This is a genomic window from Nocardioides sp. J54 (assembly GCF_000519005.1).
GTDB lineage: Bacteria > Actinomycetota > Actinomycetes > Propionibacteriales > Nocardioidaceae > Nocardioides.
The window spans coordinates 1-19978 of the sequence record NZ_JAER01000023.1 but is presented as its reverse complement, the minus strand read 5'-3'; the positions used below and the strand labels follow the sequence as shown (position 1 = coordinate 19978).

27 protein-coding genes are annotated in these 19978 nt (G+C 71.7%); 9 read left to right on the top strand and 18 right to left on the bottom strand.

The genetic code is table 11. The annotated features are described in order from the left end of the window. Nucleotides 1-4 precede the first annotated feature (4 nt). The 5 genes from NOCJ54_RS0114760 to mshB all read right to left on the bottom strand — a co-directional run bounded on the left by NOCJ54_RS0114760 (nucleotide 5) and on the right by mshB (nucleotide 4852). Nucleotides 5-1192, bottom strand: coding sequence for a lipid-transfer protein (locus tag NOCJ54_RS0114760; protein WP_028656108.1), 1188 nt, complete (start codon nucleotides 1190-1192; stop codon nucleotides 5-7). After that, a complete protein-coding gene (locus tag NOCJ54_RS0114755) occupies nucleotides 1189-1665 on the bottom strand; it encodes a Zn-ribbon domain-containing OB-fold protein (protein ID WP_028656107.1) in 477 nt (158 codons plus the stop codon). The genes NOCJ54_RS0114760 and NOCJ54_RS0114755 overlap by 4 nt, the downstream gene beginning before the upstream one ends. Before the next feature lie 68 nt (nucleotides 1666-1733). Beyond that, on the bottom strand, nucleotides 1734-3533 hold the full coding sequence (locus NOCJ54_RS26005) for a VanW family protein (protein WP_036518143.1): 1800 nt from the start codon (nucleotides 3531-3533) through the stop codon (nucleotides 1734-1736). A 16-nt stretch (nucleotides 3534-3549) separates the two neighbouring features. Beyond that, nucleotides 3550-3912, bottom strand: coding sequence for a DUF6113 family protein (locus NOCJ54_RS28390; RefSeq protein WP_051485881.1), 363 nt, complete (start codon nucleotides 3910-3912; stop codon nucleotides 3550-3552). A gap of 16 nt (nucleotides 3913-3928) precedes the next feature. Beyond that, on the bottom strand, nucleotides 3929-4852 hold the full coding sequence (mshB, locus tag NOCJ54_RS0114740) for an N-acetyl-1-D-myo-inositol-2-amino-2-deoxy-alpha-D-glucopyranoside deacetylase (RefSeq protein ID WP_028656106.1): 924 nt from the start codon (nucleotides 4850-4852) through the stop codon (nucleotides 3929-3931). A 25-nt stretch (nucleotides 4853-4877) separates the two neighbouring features. Here mshB and NOCJ54_RS25995 point away from each other — a divergent pair, with 25 nt between their 5' ends. Next, nucleotides 4878-5918: a hypothetical protein gene (locus NOCJ54_RS25995; protein ID WP_036518140.1), complete on the top strand. Its 1041-nt coding sequence runs from the start codon at nucleotides 4878-4880 to the stop codon at nucleotides 5916-5918. On the opposite strand, the gene NOCJ54_RS25990 is transcribed toward NOCJ54_RS25995, so the two are convergent. Further along, complete coding sequence (locus tag NOCJ54_RS25990) at nucleotides 5896-6198, bottom strand: hypothetical protein (RefSeq protein WP_036518137.1); 303 nt, start codon at nucleotides 6196-6198, stop codon at nucleotides 5896-5898. The two genes, NOCJ54_RS25995 and NOCJ54_RS25990, sit on opposite strands and share 23 nt — an antisense overlap. 62 nt (nucleotides 6199-6260) lie before the next feature. Between NOCJ54_RS25990 and NOCJ54_RS0114725 the strand changes: the two genes are divergently transcribed. After that, nucleotides 6261-7301 carry a hypothetical protein gene (locus NOCJ54_RS0114725; RefSeq protein WP_145724044.1) on the top strand — a complete coding sequence of 347 codons (1041 nt, stop codon included), beginning with the start codon at nucleotides 6261-6263 and terminating at the stop codon, nucleotides 7299-7301. Nucleotides 7302-7384: 83 nt separating this feature from the next. On the opposite strand, the gene NOCJ54_RS0114720 is transcribed toward NOCJ54_RS0114725, so the two are convergent. Next, nucleotides 7385-8029: a LysE family translocator gene (locus NOCJ54_RS0114720; protein WP_028656104.1), complete on the bottom strand. Its 645-nt coding sequence runs from the start codon at nucleotides 8027-8029 to the stop codon at nucleotides 7385-7387. Between the two features lie 111 nt (nucleotides 8030-8140). Between NOCJ54_RS0114720 and NOCJ54_RS0114715 the strand changes: the two genes are divergently transcribed. Then, entirely contained in the window at nucleotides 8141-8479 is a 339-nt protein-coding gene (locus tag NOCJ54_RS0114715; RefSeq protein ID WP_145726513.1) for a hypothetical protein, read from the top strand. A 14-nt stretch (nucleotides 8480-8493) separates the two neighbouring features. Here NOCJ54_RS0114715 and NOCJ54_RS0114710 read toward each other — a convergent pair whose 3' ends face one another. Together NOCJ54_RS0114710 and NOCJ54_RS0114705 are read right to left on the bottom strand one after the other, a co-directional pair. Continuing rightward, on the bottom strand, nucleotides 8494-8841 hold the full coding sequence (locus NOCJ54_RS0114710; protein ID WP_028656102.1) for a VOC family protein: 348 nt from the start codon (nucleotides 8839-8841) through the stop codon (nucleotides 8494-8496). 32 nt (nucleotides 8842-8873) lie between these two features. Further along, entirely contained in the window at nucleotides 8874-9755 is an 882-nt protein-coding gene (locus NOCJ54_RS0114705) for a LysR family transcriptional regulator ArgP (protein ID WP_028656101.1), read from the bottom strand. Between the two features lie 82 nt (nucleotides 9756-9837). Here NOCJ54_RS0114705 and NOCJ54_RS0114700 point away from each other — a divergent pair, with 82 nt between their 5' ends. Continuing rightward, nucleotides 9838-10452: a LysE/ArgO family amino acid transporter gene (locus tag NOCJ54_RS0114700; protein ID WP_028656100.1), complete on the top strand. Its 615-nt coding sequence runs from the start codon at nucleotides 9838-9840 to the stop codon at nucleotides 10450-10452. 8 nt (nucleotides 10453-10460) lie between these two features. Here the strand turns inward: NOCJ54_RS0114700 and NOCJ54_RS0114695 are convergent, their stop codons facing one another. After that, on the bottom strand, nucleotides 10461-11117 hold the full coding sequence (locus NOCJ54_RS0114695; RefSeq protein ID WP_028656099.1) for a glyoxalase: 657 nt from the start codon (nucleotides 11115-11117) through the stop codon (nucleotides 10461-10463). Between the two features lie 80 nt (nucleotides 11118-11197). Here NOCJ54_RS0114695 and NOCJ54_RS0114690 point away from each other — a divergent pair, with 80 nt between their 5' ends. Together NOCJ54_RS0114690 and bfr are read left to right on the top strand one after the other, a co-directional pair. Next, entirely contained in the window at nucleotides 11198-11401 is a 204-nt protein-coding gene (locus NOCJ54_RS0114690; protein WP_028656098.1) for a (2Fe-2S)-binding protein, read from the top strand. Nucleotides 11402-11516: 115 nt separating this feature from the next. Then, nucleotides 11517-12005, top strand: a complete 489-nt coding sequence (gene bfr / locus NOCJ54_RS0114685; protein ID WP_028656097.1) for a bacterioferritin — start codon at nucleotides 11517-11519, stop codon at nucleotides 12003-12005. Nucleotides 12006-12058: 53 nt separating this feature from the next. On the opposite strand, the gene NOCJ54_RS0114675 is transcribed toward bfr, so the two are convergent. From NOCJ54_RS0114675 to NOCJ54_RS0114665, 3 genes are all read right to left on the bottom strand, one after another. Further along, complete coding sequence (locus tag NOCJ54_RS0114675; protein WP_028656096.1) at nucleotides 12059-12301, bottom strand: DUF2798 domain-containing protein; 243 nt, start codon at nucleotides 12299-12301, stop codon at nucleotides 12059-12061. A 41-nt stretch (nucleotides 12302-12342) separates the two neighbouring features. Beyond that, a complete protein-coding gene (locus NOCJ54_RS25985; protein ID WP_028656095.1) occupies nucleotides 12343-12672 on the bottom strand; it encodes a hypothetical protein in 330 nt (109 codons plus the stop codon). A gap of 121 nt (nucleotides 12673-12793) precedes the next feature. Beyond that, the gene (locus NOCJ54_RS0114665) at nucleotides 12794-13285 is read right to left on the bottom strand and encodes a hypothetical protein (RefSeq protein ID WP_028656094.1); all 492 of its coding nucleotides are present in this window, start codon (nucleotides 13283-13285) and stop codon (nucleotides 12794-12796) included. Nucleotides 13286-13479: 194 nt separating this feature from the next. Here NOCJ54_RS0114665 and NOCJ54_RS0114660 point away from each other — a divergent pair, with 194 nt between their 5' ends. After that, a complete protein-coding gene (locus NOCJ54_RS0114660; RefSeq protein ID WP_028656093.1) occupies nucleotides 13480-13710 on the top strand; it encodes a hypothetical protein in 231 nt (76 codons plus the stop codon). Nucleotides 13711-13734: 24 nt separating this feature from the next. Here the strand turns inward: NOCJ54_RS0114660 and ku are convergent, their stop codons facing one another. Further along, entirely contained in the window at nucleotides 13735-14766 is a 1032-nt protein-coding gene (ku, locus tag NOCJ54_RS0114655) for a non-homologous end joining protein Ku (RefSeq protein ID WP_028656092.1), read from the bottom strand. A gap of 167 nt (nucleotides 14767-14933) precedes the next feature. Between ku and NOCJ54_RS28385 the strand changes: the two genes are divergently transcribed. Beyond that, nucleotides 14934-16124 (top strand): hypothetical protein, encoded by a 1191-nt coding sequence (locus tag NOCJ54_RS28385; protein WP_051485880.1) that lies wholly within the window; start codon nucleotides 14934-14936, stop codon nucleotides 16122-16124. A 61-nt stretch (nucleotides 16125-16185) separates the two neighbouring features. On the opposite strand, the gene NOCJ54_RS0114645 is transcribed toward NOCJ54_RS28385, so the two are convergent. The 4 genes from NOCJ54_RS0114645 to NOCJ54_RS0114630 are packed head-to-tail and all read right to left on the bottom strand — an operon-like array spanning nucleotide 16186 to nucleotide 18705. After that, entirely contained in the window at nucleotides 16186-16503 is a 318-nt protein-coding gene (locus NOCJ54_RS0114645) for a hypothetical protein (protein ID WP_028656091.1), read from the bottom strand. A gap of 10 nt (nucleotides 16504-16513) precedes the next feature. Beyond that, nucleotides 16514-17590, bottom strand: coding sequence for a redox-regulated ATPase YchF (gene ychF, locus NOCJ54_RS0114640; protein ID WP_028656090.1), 1077 nt, complete (start codon nucleotides 17588-17590; stop codon nucleotides 16514-16516). 39 nt (nucleotides 17591-17629) lie between these two features. Continuing rightward, nucleotides 17630-17860 (bottom strand): hypothetical protein, encoded by a 231-nt coding sequence (locus NOCJ54_RS0114635; protein WP_157514915.1) that lies wholly within the window; start codon nucleotides 17858-17860, stop codon nucleotides 17630-17632. Between the two features lie 26 nt (nucleotides 17861-17886). Then, the gene (locus NOCJ54_RS0114630) at nucleotides 17887-18705 is read right to left on the bottom strand and encodes a M57 family metalloprotease (protein WP_028656088.1); all 819 of its coding nucleotides are present in this window, start codon (nucleotides 18703-18705) and stop codon (nucleotides 17887-17889) included. 512 nt (nucleotides 18706-19217) lie between these two features. Between NOCJ54_RS0114630 and NOCJ54_RS25975 the strand changes: the two genes are divergently transcribed. Beyond that, the coding region (locus NOCJ54_RS25975; protein WP_036518132.1) for a DUF222 domain-containing protein at nucleotides 19218-19978 on the top strand (761 nt) is incomplete at its 3' end.

Here is a 19978-nt window from a genome sequence, read left to right as displayed (position 1 = left end):
TCCGTCAGACGGCCAGCAGGACCGAGGAACCGTGGCCGAAGAGGCCCTGGTTGGCGGTGATGCCGACCTTTGCACCCTCGACCTGCCGACCGGTCGCCTGGCCGCGCAGCTGCCAGGTGAGCTCGCAGACCTGCGCGATCGCCTGGGCCGGGACGGCCTCGCCGAAGCACGCCAGCCCACCCGACGGGTTGACCGGGATCCGGCCACCGATCGTGGTGTCGCCGGAACGGAGCAGGACCTCGGCCTCGCCCCGCTTGCACAGCTGCAGGTCCTCGATCCAGTCCAGCTCGAGGGCGGTGGAGAGGTCGTAGACCTCGGCGACGTCGACGTCCTCGGGGCCGATGCCGGCCTCCTCGTACGCCGCCTGCCCGATCGCCTCCTTGAAGGTGCGCTCCGGGGCGCCGACCGCAGCGGACGAGTCGGTCGCGAGCAGCGGCATGTCGATGACGGTGTTCGGGAAGGTCGGGGTCACCGTCGAGACGGCGGCGACGCGGACCGGGTTGGCGATGCCGTGCTTGCGGGCGTACTCCGTGCTGCACAGCACCACCGCGGCGGCGCCGTCGGAGGTCGCGCAGATGTCGAGCAGGTGCAGCGGGTCGGAGACCACCGCGGAGGACAGCACGTCCTCGACGCTGACCTCCTTGCGGTAGCGCGCGTTCGGGTTGGCCAGGCCGTGGCGGGCGTTCTTGACCTTGACCTGCGCGAAGTCCTCGCTGGTCGCGCCGTAGAGGTCCATGCGCCGGCGGGCGTAGAGGGCGAAGTAGGCAGGGTTGGTCATGCCCAGCAGCCGGAAGCGCAGCCAGTCGGGGTCGTTCCAGCGCTCACCCGCGTTGGGGGCGAGGAAGCCCTTGGGCGTGGTGTCGGCACCGACGACGAGGGCGACCTCGCACAGGCCGGCGAGGATGCGTGCCCGGGCCGTGTCGATGGCCTGGGCACCCGTGGCGCAGGCGGCGTACGACGTCGCGATCCGCGCGCCGTTCCACCCGAGTGCCTGGGCGAAGGTCGACCCGGCGACGTAGCCGGCGTAGCCGTTGCGGACCGTCTCCCCGCCCACGACGAGGTCGACGTCGGTCCACGGGATGCCGGCGTCGGCCAGCGCGGCCCGGGCCGCGTGCACGCCGTACTCGGTGAAGTTGCGGCCCCACTTGCCCCAGGGGTGCATGCCGACCCCGGCGATCGCGACCCCGCTCATCGGGCCTCCTCCGTCGTGTCGGTGACCGGCTTCCACCGGTAGATCGTGCGCTCGCCGGTCTCGTCGACGTGGAGGACCTCCACGACCAGCTCGACCTCGCCGCCCACCTCCAGGTCGTCGACGCCGAAGCCGTCGGCGACCTGGCCGAGCACGACGATGCCCTCGGGCAGCTCGACCGCGGCCAGCGCGAAGGGCACGTAGGGGTCCGTGGCCGGCACGTACGGCGCCGGCGGCTGGTAGCGGGCGTCGGTGTAGGACCACACCGCGCCGCGCCGGGACAGCTCGACGCTCTCGTGCTGGTCGCCGTCGCAGTACGGGTTGCGGCAGAAGGCGCCCGCAGCGCCCTCCTCGGCGACGGGCACCGGCGGGAAGACGAGGTTGCTGCAGGCGGTGCAGCGCGACGCCAGCAGGCGCGGCTCGTCACCGGTGGTGAACCAGCCCTCGATGACGGGGGTGGCGGACGTGGTGGTCACGCTGGAGGCCTCCTGAACTAGAACGCGTTCTACATCCTAGCAAGGTGACCGCCCGCGCGATGCCGGGCTCAGCCCTCGTCCGGGTCCTCCGGCGGCGGCGGACCGGGCTTCTTGCAGACCACGGTGTCCGAGGGTGTGTAGACGGTGTGGAACTTCTCGGTGTGGTCGACGGCCGACTCGCCGTGCTTGCGGAAGATCCGGGTGACGTCGACCTGGAACCCGGACCAGCCGGAGTGCGGCTCGCAGTCGGGCGTGTTCAGCGTGCGGGTCGCCGGCGGTGTGTAGCCGTAGCGGTCCGAGGTCGTGGACTCGATGTCCCACACCTTGGTGGACCACATCTGCACGGTGACCTTGCCCGCGCGGGAGTAGCTGCTCGGCTCGACCCAGGCGTGGATGAGCACGCCGTGGTCGGTGTCGTTCTGGAAGCGCAGGTCGACCGTGGGCCACGCCACGGTCGCCTCGCGGCCGACCGGGTAGCGGTCGATGTAGAACGAGTGCGGCTTGTGCTCGATGTCCTTGAGGCCGGCGAAGAACATGGCGTTGAAGAGCGTGGTCGCCATCTGCGAGACGCCGCCGCCGAGGTCCTTGCGCAGGATGCCGTTGCTGATGATGTAGCCGGACGTGAAGCCGTTCTCGACGGTGCGCTCGCCGACGGTCTCGTTGAGGGAGAAGGTCTCCCCCGGCTTGAGCACGGTGCCGTCGATGATCTCGGCGGCACGGCCGATGTTGACGTTGCGGTAGTCCGCGTGGGGGTACGTCGTGGAGAACTCCGAGACCTTCTCCACGATCTTGAGGTCGCGGGCGTCCTTCGTGGTGAACTCGGCCTCGGTGACCTCGGCCTCGACCTCGCCGCTGCGCGAGCCCTTCGCGGCGGTGAGCAGGCCGGTGAACACCTCGACCACGTCGGCCGGGTCGAACTCGACGCCGGGCTTGGCGGGCACGACGCGGGGCTTGTTGCGCACGAGCCGGACCGTGGCGTCCACGGGCTTGCCGTCGGAGGTGGCCGCCTCGACCAGCTTCAGCAGCTTCTTCTCGTCGACGACGGGGGCCAGCTCACCGTCGCGGGGCGCCATCGAGAGCACGCGGGCGAAGCGCCTGGGAGCCAGGCGCACCTCGTTCTCACCGAAGACCAGCGTGACCGGCCCGGACATCGCCGGCTCGGCGAAGTCCTCGACGGCCTCGGCCACCTGCTCGGCGCCGATCTCGGGCTGGGCGGTGGTGACCGCGAGGTCGACCGCGTCCTCGCCCTCGAGGAAGGCGTCGGTGATCGCGTCCCGCGCGGCGGCGGCATCGATCGCCTCACCCGGGACCGGGTCGACCGTCTCGACGCCGTCGGCGGTGAACAGGACCTGACCGTCCTTCGGCGGGGTGCCCAGGCCACGGGCGGCCTCGGTCAGGCGCTCCTCGAAGAGCTCCTCGTCGAGGGTGACCACGGCGTCGAGGTCGTCGCCGCCGGTGAAGTAGTCCCACTGCCGGCCGGGGCTCCAGCTGTCCTCGGCCCCGGCCTCGTCGAGGGAGGCGTCGTAGTCGACGGCCAGCCCGACGTCGGCGGGCTTGATCCGCGCGCGGGCCTGGTCGCCGTTGTTGCCCTCCCCGGGCAGCCGGTGCTCGACCGTGATGGCGATGGGGTCGTCGGCGCGCGGCCCGAAGGCCTCCTCGAGCTTCTCCCGCGCCGCGGCGCGGGTCAGGCCTCCGACGTCGACGCCGGAGATCATGGTGCCCGGCGGCACCTTGTCGCCGGCGACCGCGTGGGCTGCGGCGTAGCCGCCGCCGACCAGCAGGAGGAGCACGACCACGACCACCACGACGGCCCTGCCGCCGGGGCGCTCGCGCTTGGCGTCGGCGTCCTTCGCCACGTCATCCCACATTCCCACGGGCGCCATCCTAGGGAGCCGTCTCCACTCCCCCTGAATCGTGGACCCGGCGGGGGCGGCGGAAGAAGCCGGCGACACCGGCCGCCAGGACGACCGTCCCGGACAGCAGGAGGGTGTAGCCGCGGCCGTCCGCGGCGATCAGGTAGTCGCCCTCGGCGCGCTCCGCGCTCGCCACCGCGAGCACGACGAGCCACCCCGCGGCGAAGGCCGGGCGCCCCCACCAGCCCGGCACAGCGGCGACCAGCACGGCGGCAGTGGTGGCGAGGCCGAGCAGCAGCCCCCAGGGGTAGCGGTGCAGGAGGACGGCACAGGTGCCGACCGCCGCGCCGGCGAGCAGCCACAGCACGGCGAGCAGCACCCGCTGCAGGACCACCACGGCGTCGTACCGCTCAGGCAGGGATGCCGGCGAAGAGGTCGGTCTCCCAGCCGTTGTCCCCGTCGGTGTCGCCGGGGACGCCCTTGACCAGGCAGTACTGCTCGCGACCGAAGGCCTGCGCGCCCTGGTTGTTGGAGAGCGCGAAGAACGGCCCGTCGGTGGTGATCTGGGTGGCGTGCGCGCGCAGCGCGGCGAGCTTGCGCTCGACGAAGTCGGAGGCGTCGACCTCGCAGGTGATGTCCTCGTCGCGACGGAAGATCGGCGGCAGGTCCCCCTCGGGGTCCATGCCCTCGAACGTCGTCGTGTCACCCTCGGCGCGCAGGCGGCGCAGCCCCTCGCGGACCCGGCTCTCCGACATCGCGCCCCAGTAGATCTTGGCGATGTCCCAGGCCTCCCCCAGGTCGCGGCGGTACGCCGGCGCGGCAGCCAGCTGCGCGGCGTACATCGCGACGCGGTGGGCCTGGATGTGGTCGGGGTGGCCGTAGCCGCCGAACTCGTCGTAGGTGACCAGCACCTGCGGCCGCACCTCGCGGATCACGGAGACCAGGTGGGTCGCGGCCGCGGTGAGGTCGGCGTTCCAGAAGGCGTTCTCGTGCACGTCGTCGGCGGCGACGGCGTGGCCGTCCTCGTGCCACTTCATGCCGGAGTCGCGGTAGGTGCCGAAGCCGCCGAGGAAGCGGTGGTCGCTGACGCCGAGCTCGGCCATCGCGGCAGCGAGCTCGCCCTTGCGGTGCTCGCCGAGGCGGTCCTCCCGGTCGGCGGCGAGGTGCTCGAGCTCCGGGACGAGGATCTCGCCCATCTCCCCCGCCGTGCAGGTCACGAGCGTCACGCCGCGACCCTCGGCGACGTACTTCGCCATCGTCGCGCCCTGCCCGATCGACTCGTCGTCCGGGTGGGCGTGGACGAGCAGCAACCGGTGTGCCGGGGTGTCGGTCATGCACCCGAGGGTAATGATGGGCGCCATGACGGACTCGCCCGGGCGGATCACGGGGACCGCCGCCGCGCTCACCCTGCTCGCCTCCGCGCTCACCGGCTGCGGGCTGCTCGCCGGGAGCTCCGACCTCGAGGACGCGCTGGAGTACCTGCCCGGCGACAGCACGACGGTGACCTTCGTGCACCGTGCCGCCGTCGCCGAGCGCGTCGGGCTCGAGGACCTCTCCACCCCGGCGTCGGACGAGGAGATGGACCAGTGGGTGCAGTCGCAGCTCGAGGAGGGCTACGGCACCGAGCTCGCGAACTGGGTGCAGGTCATGCAGGACGCCGCCTTCAGCGACCTCGACGTGGTGTGGGAGGCGGTGGGCAGCCACCCCGACCGCGCGCCGGTGCGGGTCTGGAAGCTGGACGACGGGATCGACGTCGACGAGGTCGCCGACGACCTGGAGGACGCGGGCTACGAGCGGGGCGAGGACGGCGACGTGCTGACCTTCGAGATCACCCTCGACCAGGCCGAGGGCAGCCTGTACGGCGACCGGTACCCGGCTGTCCTGCAGCGGCTCGCGCTGGTGCCGGACGAGCGGCTGGTGCTCTCCGGCGACGTCGAGCTCGCGATCGACGTCGCGGAGGACGACGTGGACTCGCTCTCGGACGAGGGCAGCCTCGACGACCTCCTCGACCACGCCGCCGACCTCGAAGAGCTGGAGTACGCCGGGTTGCAGCTCGACCCCGCCTGCGGGCCCGCCGGCGGGCAGGTGAGCCCCGAGGTGCTCGAGCGGGAGTACGACGGCCTCGCACACCCGGACGCCGGGCTGGCGCTGTTCTCCGCCCCGGACGAGCTGCTGGCGGTGCGGTCCTTCGACGACGAGGACACCGCGGCGGGCGACGCCGAGGGACTGGAGACCTGGCTGGCCGAGCGTGCGCCGGCGACCGGGTTCGAGGCCGACCTCGACGTCCGCGCCGACGGCAGCACGGTGCTCGCCGAGGGCTCGTTCGACGACGACCGGCGGATCCTCGCGACGGCCTGGGTCCAGCGCGGCGGACCGTTCAGCTGCCCTCCGGCCTCTTGATCCGGCGCGGCTGGTCGGGCAGTGGCAGCACGAGCGGGCGTGCCTGCGGCGACTCGCCCGCAGCAGGCTCGGGGGCGTCGTAGTCCAGCCATCCGTCGTACATCTCGACGAGCATGTCCAGCTGGATCTCCGGCGCGTCGGTGAGCACCGCCCACGGGTGGTCCTCGTCGTCGTCCTCGCCGGCGAGCCGCTCCCGCACGACCTCGGCGGCGTAGCCGCCCCGCACCAGCGTCTCGGCGGCCTGCCGCGCGTGCTCCTCGTCGAAGAAGATGCCCCTCACGCCTCCCATGATGGCGCAGGCGCCGTCGCCGGGACTTCGGTGGCGGGGCTACCGTGGCCGCCGTGGCCGGACTGCACCTGACCCGAACCGCCGAGAACATCGACGAGATCGACGCACTCGCCGCTGCCCTCGCCGCCGACGGCGGCGGCCGGGTCGGCATCACCGGGATGGTGCCCGACCTGCCCGGCCGGCTCCGGCGGACCTTCGCCCCGACCCCGCGGCTGCTCGGCCGCAAGGTGGTGCGCGCCTACACCTGGGACGCCCACGACCGTCGCGACCCGGCCTGGTACCCGCAGGGCATCACCACGTCGGTCGGCACCGGCTTCCGCGAGCAGCACGGCCACGACGTGCTCGCGACCTCGTGGTACTCCAAGCAGGGCGCCGGCTCGCGGATCAGCATCGTCGACGTCGAGCACCGCCGCTACGCGCACGTGCTGCTGGTGACGCCGACCGTCGAGGACGGCGTGCCGGGGCTGCGCCCGCTCAAGGTGCACGCGGGCGGCATCGTGTGGCACGGCGACTACCTGCACGTCGGCGCGACCGGCAAGGGCCTCTTCACCTGCCGGATGGACGACATCCTGCGGGTGCCCGCCGGGTCGTCGTACGAGACGTGGGGACACCGCTACGTGCTGCCGGTCCGCTTCGCCTACCAGGGTCAGGCCGACGAGGGCATGACCCGGCTGCGCTTCTCGTTCTTCACCGTCGACCACAGCGCCAGCACCCCGTCCCTGCTCGTCGGCGAGTACGGCTCGACGAAGCAGACCCGTCGGTTCGCGCGCTTCCCGCTGGACCCCGAGACCCGGCTGCTGCTGGCCGACGTCGAGGGCCGGTCGCTGCCCGACGTCGACGACCGCGGCCAGACCCGGATGCAGGGCGTGTCCGTCGTCGACGGCACCTACTACGCCACCGCGTCACGCACCCCGCTCTTCCCCGGCTCGATGTACGTCGGCACGCCGGGCGAGTTCCGCGAGGTGCGGTGGGCCACCCCGATCGGTCCCGAGGACCTCGTCTGGTGGCCGGACACGGGCTGCCTGTGGTCGGTCACCGAGCACCCGCACCGCCGCTGGGTGTTCGCGATGCGCCGCTCCGAGCTGCGCCGCTGAGGCCGGCTGCCGCGCGTACCGCGGCTGGTCAGTGGCCGGTCAGGGGCCGGTCAGGGGCCGGTCAGGGGCCGGTCAGGGGCTGGTCAGTGGCTGGTGGTCGCGAGCGTCGCGCCGAGGCCGACCATCATCACGCCGCCCGCCGCGCCGAGGCCGTCCAGGCGCTCGGGCCGGCGCGCGAACCAGTCGCGGGCCCGGCCCGCGGCCAGCGCCCAGCAGCCGTCGGAGCACACCGCCATCACGCCGAAGAGCACGCCGAGCAGCAGCAGCTGCGGTCCGGCCGGGGCGCCGCCGTCGACGAACTGCGGCAGGAAGGCGACGAAGAAGACGATGGTCTTCGGGTTGGTCGCGCCGACGATGAAGCCGGTCCTCACCGACGCGAGCCCGCTGCGGGCCGGTTGCCCGGCCCCGTCGCCGGCCGCAGCCAGGGCGGCTCGGGCGTCGCCGCGGTGCCGGATGGCCTGGACGCCGAGGTAGACGACGTAGGCCGCGCCGGCGAGCTTGAGCACGGTGAACGCGGTCGCCGACGCAGCGACGACCGCGCCGAGGCCGACGGCGACCAGCACCACCTGGGCGACGAGGCCGAGCGCGTTGCCGACGACCGAGAGCAGTGCGTCCCGCCGCCCGACCGTCAGCGCGCGGCCGATGGTGAACAGCAGGCTCGGCCCCGGCACCTGGATGAACAGGAACGAGGCGACCGCGAAGGCGGCGAGCTGGCTGGTCGAGGGCATGGTCGAAGTATCCGGCACGCGCGGCCTCGGTGACGACCTGATTGACCCATGCCGGGCGTCACACCCCCGCCGACACCTCAGGGGGTCGGGTGCCGTGCCGATCGGCGAGGCATGGAGCCCGACTGCCCGCCGTGGTGCGTGACCGACGCCGCCGAGCACGAGAAGGACGACCCGGGCGCGTGGCTGCACGAGGGGCCGCGTTTCGGGCTGCTGCGCACGTGGTGCCTGGACGGTGCCGAGCCGGTCTTCAGCGCGACCTTCGCGGAGCCGGTGGCGGAGGCCGGTGAGCTGGACGCCGACGAGCTGCGCCAGCTGGCCACCGACGCGCTCGACGCTGCGATGTGGATGGACCGGGCGGCGCGACAGGTGCCGGGCGGGTCGACCGGCGCCCAGCCGTCGGTCGTGGACCTGGTGCGCGCTGCGCACGCCCGGGCGACCCGCTCGGCCTGAGCCCGACCGCCCGGTCAGGCAGCGGCGGGCTCGCCCCCGAAGCCGATCTCGTTGCCGTCCGGGTCGCGGTAGGTCGTCTTGCGCACGCCGTTGTCGTAGGTCTCGGTCGACGCCGGCTCCAGCCCGCGGTCCGCGATCGCCTCGACCCACGCGTCGAGGTCGTCCACGAACAGCGTGTGCCGCGCGTGCCCGGCGTGCTCGGGCAGCACCTCGGTGAACAGGTAGCGGTGCTCGGCGAGGTCCCACACCGCCTCGACCTCGTTCGGCTGGAAGGACGGCGGCGCACCGAGCAGCCGGGAGTACCACTCCACCGCACGCTCGTGGTCGCTGACCGGGCAGCCGGCGAACAGGTCGATGCTCACCCCGCACACCCTAGCTAGGGACGTGGCGGCAGCTAGGGGCGCGGCGGCCGCAGGCCCAGGGCCGCGGCGGAGCGGACCGCGTCAGTGAGCGTGGTGAGCGCCGGGCTGTCGAGGCGCCACCGCTGCCAGAAGAGCGGTACGTCGACCGGCCGGCCGCCCGGCAGGCGCACCACCTCGCCGGAAGCCAGCCCCGGCTGCAGCTGGGCGTCGAGCAGCATCCCCCAGCCCAGTCCCGCCAGCACCGCCTCGTGGAAGTCCGCCGTGCTCGGCACCCGGTGCACGACCGGCGGCCGGGCGGAACCGTGCGCGGCGAGCACCTCGTCCTGCAGGTGGTCCTTCTCGTTGAACACCACAACCGGCATCGCCGCCCAGTCGACCGACCGGCCACGGCGGTGCTGCTCGACCAGCCAGGGAGCGGCAGCCGGCGTGTAGCGCAGCCGGCCCAGGGGCTCGACCGAGCAGCCCTGCACGGGCGCGGCCTCGTGGGTCACCACGGCCAGCACCTCGCCCCGGCGCAGCAGGTCGTGGGAGTAGGCCTGGTCCTCGATCCGGAGCCGCAGCGCGGCCCCGGGCATCGCCGCCACGTCGCGCAGCACCGGTCGCCACCACGTCGCCAGGGAGTCGGCGTTGACGGCCACCGCCAGCTCGACGACGTCGCTGGCACCCAGCGCCGCGGCAGCCTCCCCGGCCAGCAGGCGCAGCTGCCGCCCCAGCCGCACGAGGGGTTCCCCCGCCGGCGTGAGCACGCACGGCGTCGTACGGGCGACGAGGACCTGTCCGGCGGCGTGCTCGAGGGCCCGCACCCGCTGGCTCACCGCACTGGGCGTGACGTGCAGCCGGCGGGCGGCCGCCTCGAAGGTGCCCTCCTCGGAGATCGCGAGCAACGTCTCGAGCTGGACCGGGTCGAAGCGCATGGTCTCCGAGGTTAAGCGATGCTTCATCATCGTCAGGAACATTCGCTGGCCTGCACATCATCGAGTGCCTACGGTCGACGCCGTGATCACCCCTGCAGCAGCGGGCCTCGCGACCGGTCTGTCCCTCATCGTCGCGATCGGCGCGCAGAACGCGTTCGTCCTGCGGCAGGGACTCCGGCGCTCGCACGTCGGTCCGGTCGTCGCGGTGTGCGCGCTGTCCGACGCCGTGCTGATCGCGGCCGGCGTCGCCGGGATCGGCACGCTCGTCGACCGGGCGGGCTGGGTGGTCGAGGTCGTCCGCTGGCTCGGCGTCGTCTTCCTGCTCTGGTACGCCGCCAGCTCGCTGCGCCGCGCCCGGCGCCCCGAGGCCCTCGCACCCCGCAACGGCAACGACAGCGAGGCGCTCGGCGGCGTCCTCGCCCGCACGGTCGCGCTGACCTGGCTCAACCCGCACGTCTACCTCGACACCGTGCTCCTCATCGGCTCGATCGCCGCCGCCCACGACGGCGGGAGCGAGGCGGGTCGCTGGTGGTTCGGCGCGGGCGCGGTCCTCGGCAGCATCGTGTGGTTCTGCGGCCTCGGCTTCGGCGCCCGCCTGCTCGCCCCCCTGCTCGCCCGGCCCCGGGCCTGGCAGGTGCTGGAGGTCGCGATCGCGGTGACGATGGTCGCGGTGGCGGTGAAGCTCGCGACCGGCTGACCGCGGCGTCAGGCCTTCACGTGCGGCGAGATGAGCGCCGTGCGCACCGACATGCCCAGCTCGCGGGTGCGCAGCGTGGTGATCCGGCGCCCCGGCTGGACGGCGTCCTTGACCGGACCGGCGTGCTCGCCGAGCAGCGCCGCCGCCGCGTCGACGTCCGCGACGGTGTGGGTGAGGCCCCAGATCCGGGCCGGCCCCTCACCCGCCTCGTCGGGCGACCCCACCAGCTCGAGGATCACCTCGCCGAGCCGGTAGAACACCTGCCGCACGGCACGTCCGCCGAGCTCGCCGTCACGCTCGCGGCGCGGCTCGAGGCCCGCCTCGCGCAGCGCGGCGACGGCTCGCGCGAGGTCGGGCGAGAGCAGGACGACGTGGTCGACGTACTGCGCACCGTTGGGGTGCGGCGGCACCTCCCCGGCCGGCGGGACCGCGCCCTCGACCCACGTCGTCGGGACCCCGTCGACGTCTGCCGGCCGCTGCTGCCCGTCGTTGGCCCCCCGGCAGGACAGGGTCCAGCCCACGACCCCCCGGCCGGCGTCCGGCCCGAGCAGGCGCACCGTCACGCTCCCGATCCGGCAGGTGCCACCGTCGGCCACGGCGAACCCCGCGGCCCGCCACACCTCCGGGGTGTCGGCGACGTGGAGCTCGGCGATCGTCACGGTCACGGCGCCGACCCTATCCGGGGGTGTTCCCGGGCGTGAGACGCCCGTTTCGAGAGTTGCTTAGGTTCGGCTAACCTATCCACATGATCGTCTGCCAGTGCCGCGTCGTCACGGACCGTGACGTCGATGCTGCCCTGGCCGACGGTGCGCGCACGGTCGCGGCGGTCTGCCGCTCCACCGGCGCCGCCCAGGACTGCGGGTCCTGCATCTTCTCCGTCAAGGCCCAGGTCGTGCGCCACCACGTGCAGGAGTGCGCGCACCTGCAGGCCGACGGCGCGGCGAGCTGAGCCGTCCGGGACCGCTCCGGGCCCCGCGACAAGCCGGCCGCAACTGAGTCTGGCCTCACCCAGGGTGTGCTGTGCCAGCATCGGCGTACCGACTCCCCACCATCCGAGGTGCTTCATGCAGCCAGTGGATCCCCGCGTCGTCGACCTCCTCAACGAGGCGCTCACCTTCGAGCTCACGGTCACCAACACCTACTTCCTGCACGCCCGGATGCTCGACAACTGGGGCCTGCCGAAGCTGGGCAAGGTGTTCTACGACCTCTCCATCGACGAGATGCGCGACGCCGACGACCTGATCAACCGCATCCTGATGTTCGACGGCCACCCCAACGTGCAGCGCCTCGGCGCCATCCAGGTGGGCGAGTCCGCCGACGAGATGCTCGAGCTCGCGCTGGCGAGCGAGCGGCAGGCGGTCGCCCAGTTCAACGCCTCGGCCAAGGAGTGCCACGACCTCGGCGACCACGGCACCGCCTCGGTCTTCGAGGAGATGGTGCGCGACGAGGAGAAGCACGCCGACTGGTTCGAGAGCCAGCTCGACGCGATCGCCCGGGTGGGCCTGCAGCAGTACCTCGCCCAGCAGATCGCCTCTGGCGAGGGCCCGGGCTGACGCACCGCCCGCCGCCGTACGACGGCACGACGGCGGGCGGGTCGCGCCGCCGCTCAGCCCTGCGCTGCGTCAGCGCCGCGGGCGCGCAGCACGGCGCCCGCGAGCCGCATCGCGGCCGGCCAGGCGACCATCGTCAGGCAGAACGCGATCGGCCACGCGACCACGAGCTGCAGCGGCCAGCCCTTGAGCCACTCGACGGTGGGGCCCTCGTGGATCAGGCTCATCAGGCCGGACATCGACGCGGCCATCATGAAGGTCATGAAGACCTGCGAGAGCAGGATGAAGCTCTTGTTCACCGTGGATTCCTTGTCCGCGGCGGCGACGTCCGGTCCCGGCGTCACCGTCCGCTGGTTGCGGGTAGGGACGCCATGGGTTCGCGTGGGGCGACTTCATCCCGGCGAGCGCCGGGGGCCGGAATAACCACACCGGCCTCAATGGCCGCTTCCTTGGCGACGTCGACGAGCCGGCCGGTCAGCTGCCCCTGCAGCTCCTTGAGCTGCGGGGTGTTCTCGATGAGCTCCGCACCCTGCGCGAGCAGCTCCCGGTTGCTGGCGAGCTTCTTGCCCGCGAGCATCCCGGCGAGCGACACCGCCAGCCGCAGCTTCTTCGTCCGACCCAACAGGTAGCCCCCGGCAACAGCCAGGGCGATCTTGGAATTGGCAGACATCTCCCAGACCGCGATGCACTCCCCCCGAGCGCAGGTCGCGGTCCCCTCCCTGCGCTGCGATGTACCCCGCCACCCGGGGCACAATCGGGATGAATGTGGCCCGCGCCACAATTCCCGCGGATCAGTGGGATGAGCCCTGCACGGCGTCGCGGAGCAGGTCGACGGTCTCGGCCGTCAGGTCGGCGTGGACCATCACCACGTCGCGGCGGGTGCGCCCCCGCTCGACGATGGGTCGTACGACAGCCAGGTCGACGTCGCGTGCGAGGACCAGCAGCGCCGACGTACCGGGCGCGAGCGCGCAGCGCGCCTGGCTCAACATCTCCTGGTCGATGCCGGAGCCGGCGAGGCGTCGGGCGAGGTCGGCGACGCGGCGGTCGCCCTCCGGTCCGTCGTCGGTGAGCAGGTCGACGAGCCCGCCGAGCAGCGAGCCGTCGGGCTGCGCGGAGCGGCGACGCAGGTGACCCACGTGCGGCCGGTGGGTCCCCTTCACCCAGGTCACGGTCACCGCGTCGGTGACCAGCACGGCACCGCGCCGCACGAGCTCCTTGAACCGGACCTCGCCAGCGGCTGCGCCCAGCGTGGAGTCGTAGACCCAGATCGTGAGGGATGGCACCGCCCGCCAACTGCCGGACGCTGCGGCCCTCCCGGACAACCGCACCACTCGCCCCCCTTCGGCGAACAGTCGTGATGTACCCAGATTGGTCCAATCCACGATGTGCGGAAGTGCTTTTTCGCGGAATCGGGCATCCGACCCGGGACGGCGGGGTACCGGGCTGGGCCGGAGGGAGACCACGAGGGGGGAACCTGATGCCTGACACCGACAACGACGACACGCGCGCCCGGATCGTCGACCTGCTGCTCGAGAAGGTCGCGGAGGACCGCTTCCCGTCGATCCCGATGATGGAGCTGCTCGAGGACCTGCTGACACCGGACGAGGTGCCGGCCTACGCAGCAGTCCTGATGCAGAAGATCAGGGAGACGACGTACCCGAGCGTCTCGATGCTGTCGCGGCTGGCTTCGCTGGCCGACACGCGCTGACGGCCGGGCGCGGGTCGGCACCGGTCAGCTGGCCTTCCTGGACTGCTTCGACTGCTTCGACTGCTTCGACTGCTTCGTCGAGCCGGCATCGTCCCGCGCCTTGTCGACCGCCGTGCGGAGCTGGGCGGCGGTCATCTTCGAGCGTCCCTTGACCTCGAGCTCCTTCGCGAGCGCGTCGAGCTCCTTCTTGGTGAGGTCGGCCAGGTCGACGTCGGCGGCTTCCCTCTCGCGGGTCTCGAGCTTCCCGCCCGTGCGCTTGTTGCCGGGACGGTGCTTCTTGCTGCCCTCGATGGACTGCTGGAGTGCGGTGAGCAGGTCGACCACCTTGTCCCCGGCGGCCTCGGGGTCGCGCTCGGCGACGACGACGCGGTCCTTCTTCTTCGCCTCGACGAGCTCCTCGACCCGGTCGGTGTAGGTGTCGCGGTAGTTCTCCGGGTCCCACGTCGTGGTGAGCGCCTCGACGAGGTCGACGGCCATCTGCAGGTCCTTGCCGCGGCTGGCAGCGCGCTGCGGCAGGTTGTCGAGCTGCTCGGCCGGGTCGCGGACCTCGTCGGCGAAGTACATCGTCTCCAGCACCAGCACGTTGTCCTTGGGCCGTACGGCGGCGAGGTACTGCTTGCCACGCATCACGAAGGTCGCGATCCCGATCCGCTCGGCCTTCGCCATCGCGCCGGCGAGCAACGCGTAGGCCTTCTTCGCGGTCTCGTCGGAGGGCGCGAGGTAGTAGCTCTTCTGGAAGTAGATCGGGTCGATCTCCGCGGCGTCGACGAAGTCGCTGATGTCGATGGTGCGGCTCTTGCCGGGCTCGACGGACTCGAGCTCCCCCTGGGTGAGCATGACGTACTCACCGTCGTCGACCTCCGCGCCCTTCACGATGTCGCCGTAGGACACCTCGTCCCCGGTGTCCTCATTGACCCGCTTGTAGCGGATCCGCGACGAGGTCCCCTCCTCGAACTGCTGGAAGTGCACCTCGTGCGCCTGGGTCGCCGAGTAGAGCCCGACCGGCACGTTGACCAGTCCGAAGGACAACGACCCCGACCAGATCGACCGTGCCACGCCATTCCTCCTCGTCCCCGACCGCGGCCGCGGTCAGTCGTCCCCGAGGTACCCGTGCCGTCAGGGAGTACGCCGCGCGGCGCTGGCGAGGAGGTCCTCGACGTCGCGGCGGGCGCAGAGCCGCCGGTGCCCCCGTCCGGGCCCGTCCTGCTCGCTAGGCTTCGGACGTGACCGGCACGGACGAGCGTAGCCCGCGCGGCCGCCTGGGCATCGTCGTCGACGCGCTGGGTGCGCGCAGCTCCGACGAGGCGGCGCGACGGCTCCTCGACGCCGCGGGTGGGGCGGCGGACCAGGTCGTCGAGCACGGGCTCGGTGTTCCGGCCGTGCAGGTGCGCAAGCTGCGCTTCGCGAGCGGGGTCGAGGTCGTGCTGCACGACGACGTGGTGGTCGGCGTGCTCCTGCACCTGCGCCCGGTTGAGGGCGGTGGCGTCGTCGACCTGTCCAGCTGGCTACCGCGGACCGGGAACGACGCGAGCCTGAAGGACCTCGAGCGCGCGTTCCGGCGCAAGGCGAGGTTCGCCGGGATCAGGTCGCCGTACGTCCCGGTCGGGCGGGCCTTCGCGCAGCTGCGGTTCGCGGGTCCCCACGGGGGTGGCTGGAAGGAGCGCGGCAACCTCGCCACCATCGTCGTCACCCTCGACCGGCCGGGGCTGGCACTGGCGCCCGACGCCGACGAGTGCCCGGCCTGTTCGACGCTGGCTGTGCTCGACGACCGGGGAGGCCTCGACGTCGACGCGGCCCTAGCCCGGATGCGGGACGCCGTCGAGGCGGGCAAGGTCGAGGAGGAGCCGGGCCGGGTGCCGCTGGACGACGTGCCGCCCCTGCACGCCTCGGGGTTGATGGACGTCGTCGAGAGCCAGCTGACGTGCCGCACCTGCGCCCGCACCGCCTGCCTGACCCTCCACCGCGACGCCGCCCCCACCTTCACCTGGGTCAGCCGCGCCGAGGCCGAGCGCCGACCACTGGCCGCGGTCCCGCCGGTCGAGCGGTGGGGCAGCCCGGACCGCGTCACCAAGGCTCGCCGGGCGCTGACCGTGGTCGACCACGAGCCGGCAGCCTGGTTCCTCCTCGCCGAGGGCGAACGGCTCTACCTCGACGCGCGCTACTCCTACAGCGCCGTCATCGACGACTCCGCGCTGGTAGAGCTCGACGCCACCGAGCGCGAGGCCTGGCGGACCGGCGGCCACGCCTACCTGCAGCGGCTCGCCGAGGCGATCCACATGAGCGCGCCCTACGAGGACACCTCGCCCTACTACGCCCGCGACCTCTTCCGCCGCGGCGGCGAGCCGGGTCGTGACTACCGCGGCGAGGTCACCGGCGCCGTCGTCGAACACCGGATGCGGTCCGAGCTGCGCTGACAGTGAGCCCCGCCGCCCGCGGCCCGGTCAGACGTTGAAGCGGAACTCGACCGCGTAGATGTCAGCCACGTTCGCGTCCCGGGAGCGGGGCACCGTCAAGGAACGACTCGTACGCCTCACGAGCGTCGTCCTCGACCACTGTTGTCGCGGGGCCATAGCGCGTGTCTGTACGGTCGCGCTTCGGCCCAGAGAGCCAGAACTCTTCGCCGGTCGCGACATCGTAGAAGTTGCTGTCGAACCCGGGCGCCCGGCGCAGTTCCCGTCCTTGGAAGCGAGCGGTACCCCACGAGCGGTTGAAGTCCACCCAGCCGATCCACGACGGCCCACGATCGACGTCGTATCCGGTCTTCAACTGAACGAACATGATCCGGCGCGCCACGACCGTCTCCTCACGACTTATTGAAGCGGAACTCCACGACGTCGCCGTCGGCCATGACGTAGTCCTTGCCCTCCATGCGGACCTTGCCGGCCTCCTTGGCCTTGGCCATCGAGCCGGCCTCGACCAGGTCGTCGAAGGAGACGACCTCGGCCTTGATGAAGCCCTTCTCGAAGTCGGTGTGGATGACACCGGCGGCCTGCGGGGCGGTGGCGCCCTTGGGGATGGTCCACGCGCGCGCCTCCTTCGGGCCCGCGGTGAGGTAGGTCTGGAGGCCGAGGGTGTCGAAGCCGACGCGGGCGAGGACCTCGAGGCCGGGCTCGGTGACACCCGCCTCGGCCAGGAACTCCGCGGCCTCCTCGTCGTCGAGCTCGATCAGCTCGGACTCGAACTTCGCGTCGAGGAAGATCGCCTCGGCGGGCGCGACGAGCTCGCGCATCCGGGTCTTGAGCTCCTCGTCCTGCAGCTCGTCGGCGTCGCAGTTGAAGACGTAGATGAACGGCTTGGCCGTGAGCAGGGAGAGCTCGCGCAGCAGGGACCGGTCGATGTCGGTGGAGATGATCGGCGTACCGGCCTCCAGCGCCTCCTTCGCGGCCTTGGCGGCCTCGAGGTTCGCGACGAGGTCCTTGTTCTTCCGCGACTCCTTCTCGAGTCGCACGACCGCCTTCTCGACCGTCTCGAGGTCGGCGAAGATCAGCTCGGTCTGGATCGTGGAGATGTCGTTGCCGGGGTTGACCTCGCCGTCGACGTGGGTGACGTCCTCGTCACGGAAGACGCGGGTCACCTGGCAGATCGCCGCGGACTCGCGGATGTGGGCGAGGAACTTGTTGCCGAGGCCCTCGCCCTGCGAGGCGCCGCGCACGATGCCGGCGATGTCGACGAACTCCACGGTGGCCGGGAGGATCCGCTCGGAGCCGAAGATCTCGGCAAGCTTTGCCAGGCGCGGGTCGGGCACGCCCACCACGCCCACGTTGGGCTCGATGGTGGCGAACGGGTAGTTCGCCGCGAGGACGTCGTTCTTGGTCAGCGCGTTGAAGAGCGTCGACTTGCCCGCGTTCGGGAGCCCGACGATTCCGATGGTGAGTGCCACGGGGCGCGATTCTATGGCCGTACGACGGGTGGCGATGAATCAGCGACGGGCCCGCAGCCGCTTGCGGGCGCTCCACAGGAGCAGGGTCGCCGGGGCGGTGGCCAGCAGGCACACCGTGCCGAGGATGAGCGTGTACCCGTGCGGGTCGTCCTCGGCGGGTCCCAGCCACGCCCGCAGCACGCTGAGCAGCAGGAGCACCTGGAACCCGCCGAGGACGACGAGCAGGCCGGTCACGACGGCCCCGGTGACGGGGCGGGTGGACTGCGCCATGTCGTCCACCTGCCCCGTCGGGGAGGTCACGAACCGTAGAGGGCCCGGATCCCTTCGGCGTCGCTCGCCTGGAACTCCAGGTCGGACGAGCTGCCGTTGCACTGCGGGTAGTGCATGATCGACTTGCTGTCGTACGGCGTCAGCGGGCGCCAGTTGTTGTCCTCGAAGCACGTGCCGGCCTCCGGCCGGGTGTGCTCGTGGCGGAACCCGAGGGCGTGGCCGAGCTCGTGGCCGAGGATGTCGCCGGGCTCCCAGTTGCCGGAGCTCCAGATGGAGTCGTCGACCAGCACGTTGCGCTGCCGCTTGGGCGTGCTCGGGAAGAAGGCCCGGGCGATGTACTGCGTCGTGTTGACCGGCTCGACCGAGAACAGCACCGAGCTGTTGCGGGTGTTGCAGTTGCTGTTCTGCGACGACACGTAGACGAAGTTGACCCGCGACGTGGCGTTCTCCCACAGCGCCGCACCGGCGTTCATCGCGTTCACGATGTCGCCGTGCCGGCTGCCGAACTTCGTGCTGACGCAGTAGGTCAGGTTGAGCGCCTGCGACGAGCTCCACTTGTCGTCGGCACCGTTGACCCGGTTGACGATGAGCCCGTCCTTCTGCGACTTCGGCTTCACCATCTGCTCGTAGAACTTCTTGAGCGCGCCGTCGTTGGAGATCACCTCGTCGCCGTTGACGACGTACGCACCGTCGACGTCGACGTACGTCGAGGCCTTGAACTCCTGGTAGGTGGGGGCGTCCGTCGCGTCACTGTCCGCGGCCGACGCCGAGACGGTGGCCCCCGCGAACGCGGCGGCCAGGCACGCGATGCCGACGGAAATCCTGCTGGTCCGGCTAGACAACATCCAAGAACCTTTCTCCCGAGAATGGATTGGCGACATCGAAACGCCGGGGAGGTGTGAGCCACAAGAGATCTTGCGGCTCACAAATGCGCAGGCTCTGGGGCTGCAGGAAAGTGAGCCACGGTTTCGGGGGTGGTCTTTGCGGGCTGGGGTCGCGTAGTCGGCACAGTCGGAGTGGCAGCGACGACGAGGCTGGGTAGGTGGTCGGGGCCGGCGGTCGGCGTGCCGTCGCGTAGGACGAGACGGGCTGGTCCCCGCAGGTTGCAGTCACGCAGCCGGCACAGTCTCGAAAGGCAGCGACGAGAAGGCTGGTTGGGTGGCGGGTCCGGCGGTCGGCCTGCGGTCCCGTAGGCGACGCCGGCTCCCGGTGGGTGAGGTGCGAGGCGCCCCAGCGCCGAGCCTCGAAACCACCGGGCCTTCGAGGCGGGCTGTGGATAGAGAACTGGGAGATTTCCCAGTCCACAGGCGGGTTTCCGGACCACCTTAGTGTCGGCGGTGTGTGGAAGAATCCAGTCATGGATCTCGGAACCAGCGCTCCCTCGGCGGAGCAGTACGACGGCCACTCGGTCGCCGAGCTGTTCACCGAGCTCCGCGCCGGAGCCCGGATCCGCACCACCGCGATGATCAACGAGTGGATCGCCATCGTCGCCTGGGCTGACCAGAACGTCGTCAAGTCGCCTGAGGGCGCAGCCACGTTGCTGGACGGGGTCGTCGACACCGGCGTCCCGATCGCCGGGCCGGGTGCACCGCTGGTGTCGGAGTTCGCGTTGATGGAGCTCATCGCCGTTCTCGGCCGTTCCCCTATCAGTGGACGCGCCTACGTCGGCCAGGTGATCGAGTGCGCCTGGCGCCTGCCCCGCCTCTACCGGGCCGTGGTCGCGGGTCGTGTGGACACGTGGAAGGCACAGCGCATCGCGGACCTCACCCACCCGCTCTCCCCCGAGGCCGTCGAGTTCGTCGACCGGCAGCTCGCAGCCGCCGTCGACGACGTCGGCTGGAAACAGCTCGAACGCCTCGTGGCCGAGGCGGTCCTGCGGTTCGACCCGGAACGAGCAGAAGCCGAACGGCAGCGGGTATCGGACCACCGGCACTTCGACATCGACGAACCCAGCGACACCGGCCACGTCGTGATCCACGGCCTGATGGACGCAGCCGACGGCCACGACCTCGATGAAGCGGTCACCCGCCGAGCGATCCTCCTCGGCAAGTGCGGCGACGATTCATCGTTGGACGTCCGCCGTTCCAAGGCCGCCGCTGAGCTGGCACGGCAGGACCT

Coding starts and splice junctions, on each gene's coding strand:
- NOCJ54_RS25995 (WP_036518140.1), top strand. CDS start 4,878: ATGACGGACTCGCCCGGGCGGATCACGGGGACCGCCGCCGCGCTCACC.
- NOCJ54_RS0114660 (WP_028656093.1), top strand. CDS start 13,480: ATGCCTGACACCGACAACGACGACACGCGCGCCCGGATCGTCGACCTG.
- NOCJ54_RS0114635 (WP_157514915.1), bottom strand. CDS start 17,860: ATGGCGCAGTCCACCCGCCCCGTCACCGGGGCCGTCGTGACCGGCCTG.
- NOCJ54_RS25985 (WP_028656095.1), bottom strand. CDS start 12,672: ATGTCTGCCAATTCCAAGATCGCCCTGGCTGTTGCCGGGGGCTACCTG.
- bfr (WP_028656097.1), top strand. CDS start 11,517: ATGCAGCCAGTGGATCCCCGCGTCGTCGACCTCCTCAACGAGGCGCTC.
- mshB (WP_028656106.1), bottom strand. CDS start 4,852: ATGACCGACACCCCGGCACACCGGTTGCTGCTCGTCCACGCCCACCCG.
- NOCJ54_RS26005 (WP_036518143.1), bottom strand. CDS start 3,533: ATGTGGGATGACGTGGCGAAGGACGCCGACGCCAAGCGCGAGCGCCCC.
- NOCJ54_RS0114690 (WP_028656098.1), top strand. CDS start 11,198: ATGATCGTCTGCCAGTGCCGCGTCGTCACGGACCGTGACGTCGATGCT.
- NOCJ54_RS0114720 (WP_028656104.1), bottom strand. CDS start 8,029: ATGCCCTCGACCAGCCAGCTCGCCGCCTTCGCGGTCGCCTCGTTCCTG.
- NOCJ54_RS0114715 (WP_145726513.1), top strand. CDS start 8,141: ATGGAGCCCGACTGCCCGCCGTGGTGCGTGACCGACGCCGCCGAGCAC.
- NOCJ54_RS0114760 (WP_028656108.1), bottom strand. CDS start 1,192: ATGAGCGGGGTCGCGATCGCCGGGGTCGGCATGCACCCCTGGGGCAAG.
- NOCJ54_RS0114630 (WP_028656088.1), bottom strand. CDS start 18,705: ATGTTGTCTAGCCGGACCAGCAGGATTTCCGTCGGCATCGCGTGCCTG.
- NOCJ54_RS0114705 (WP_028656101.1), bottom strand. CDS start 9,755: ATGCGCTTCGACCCGGTCCAGCTCGAGACGTTGCTCGCGATCTCCGAG.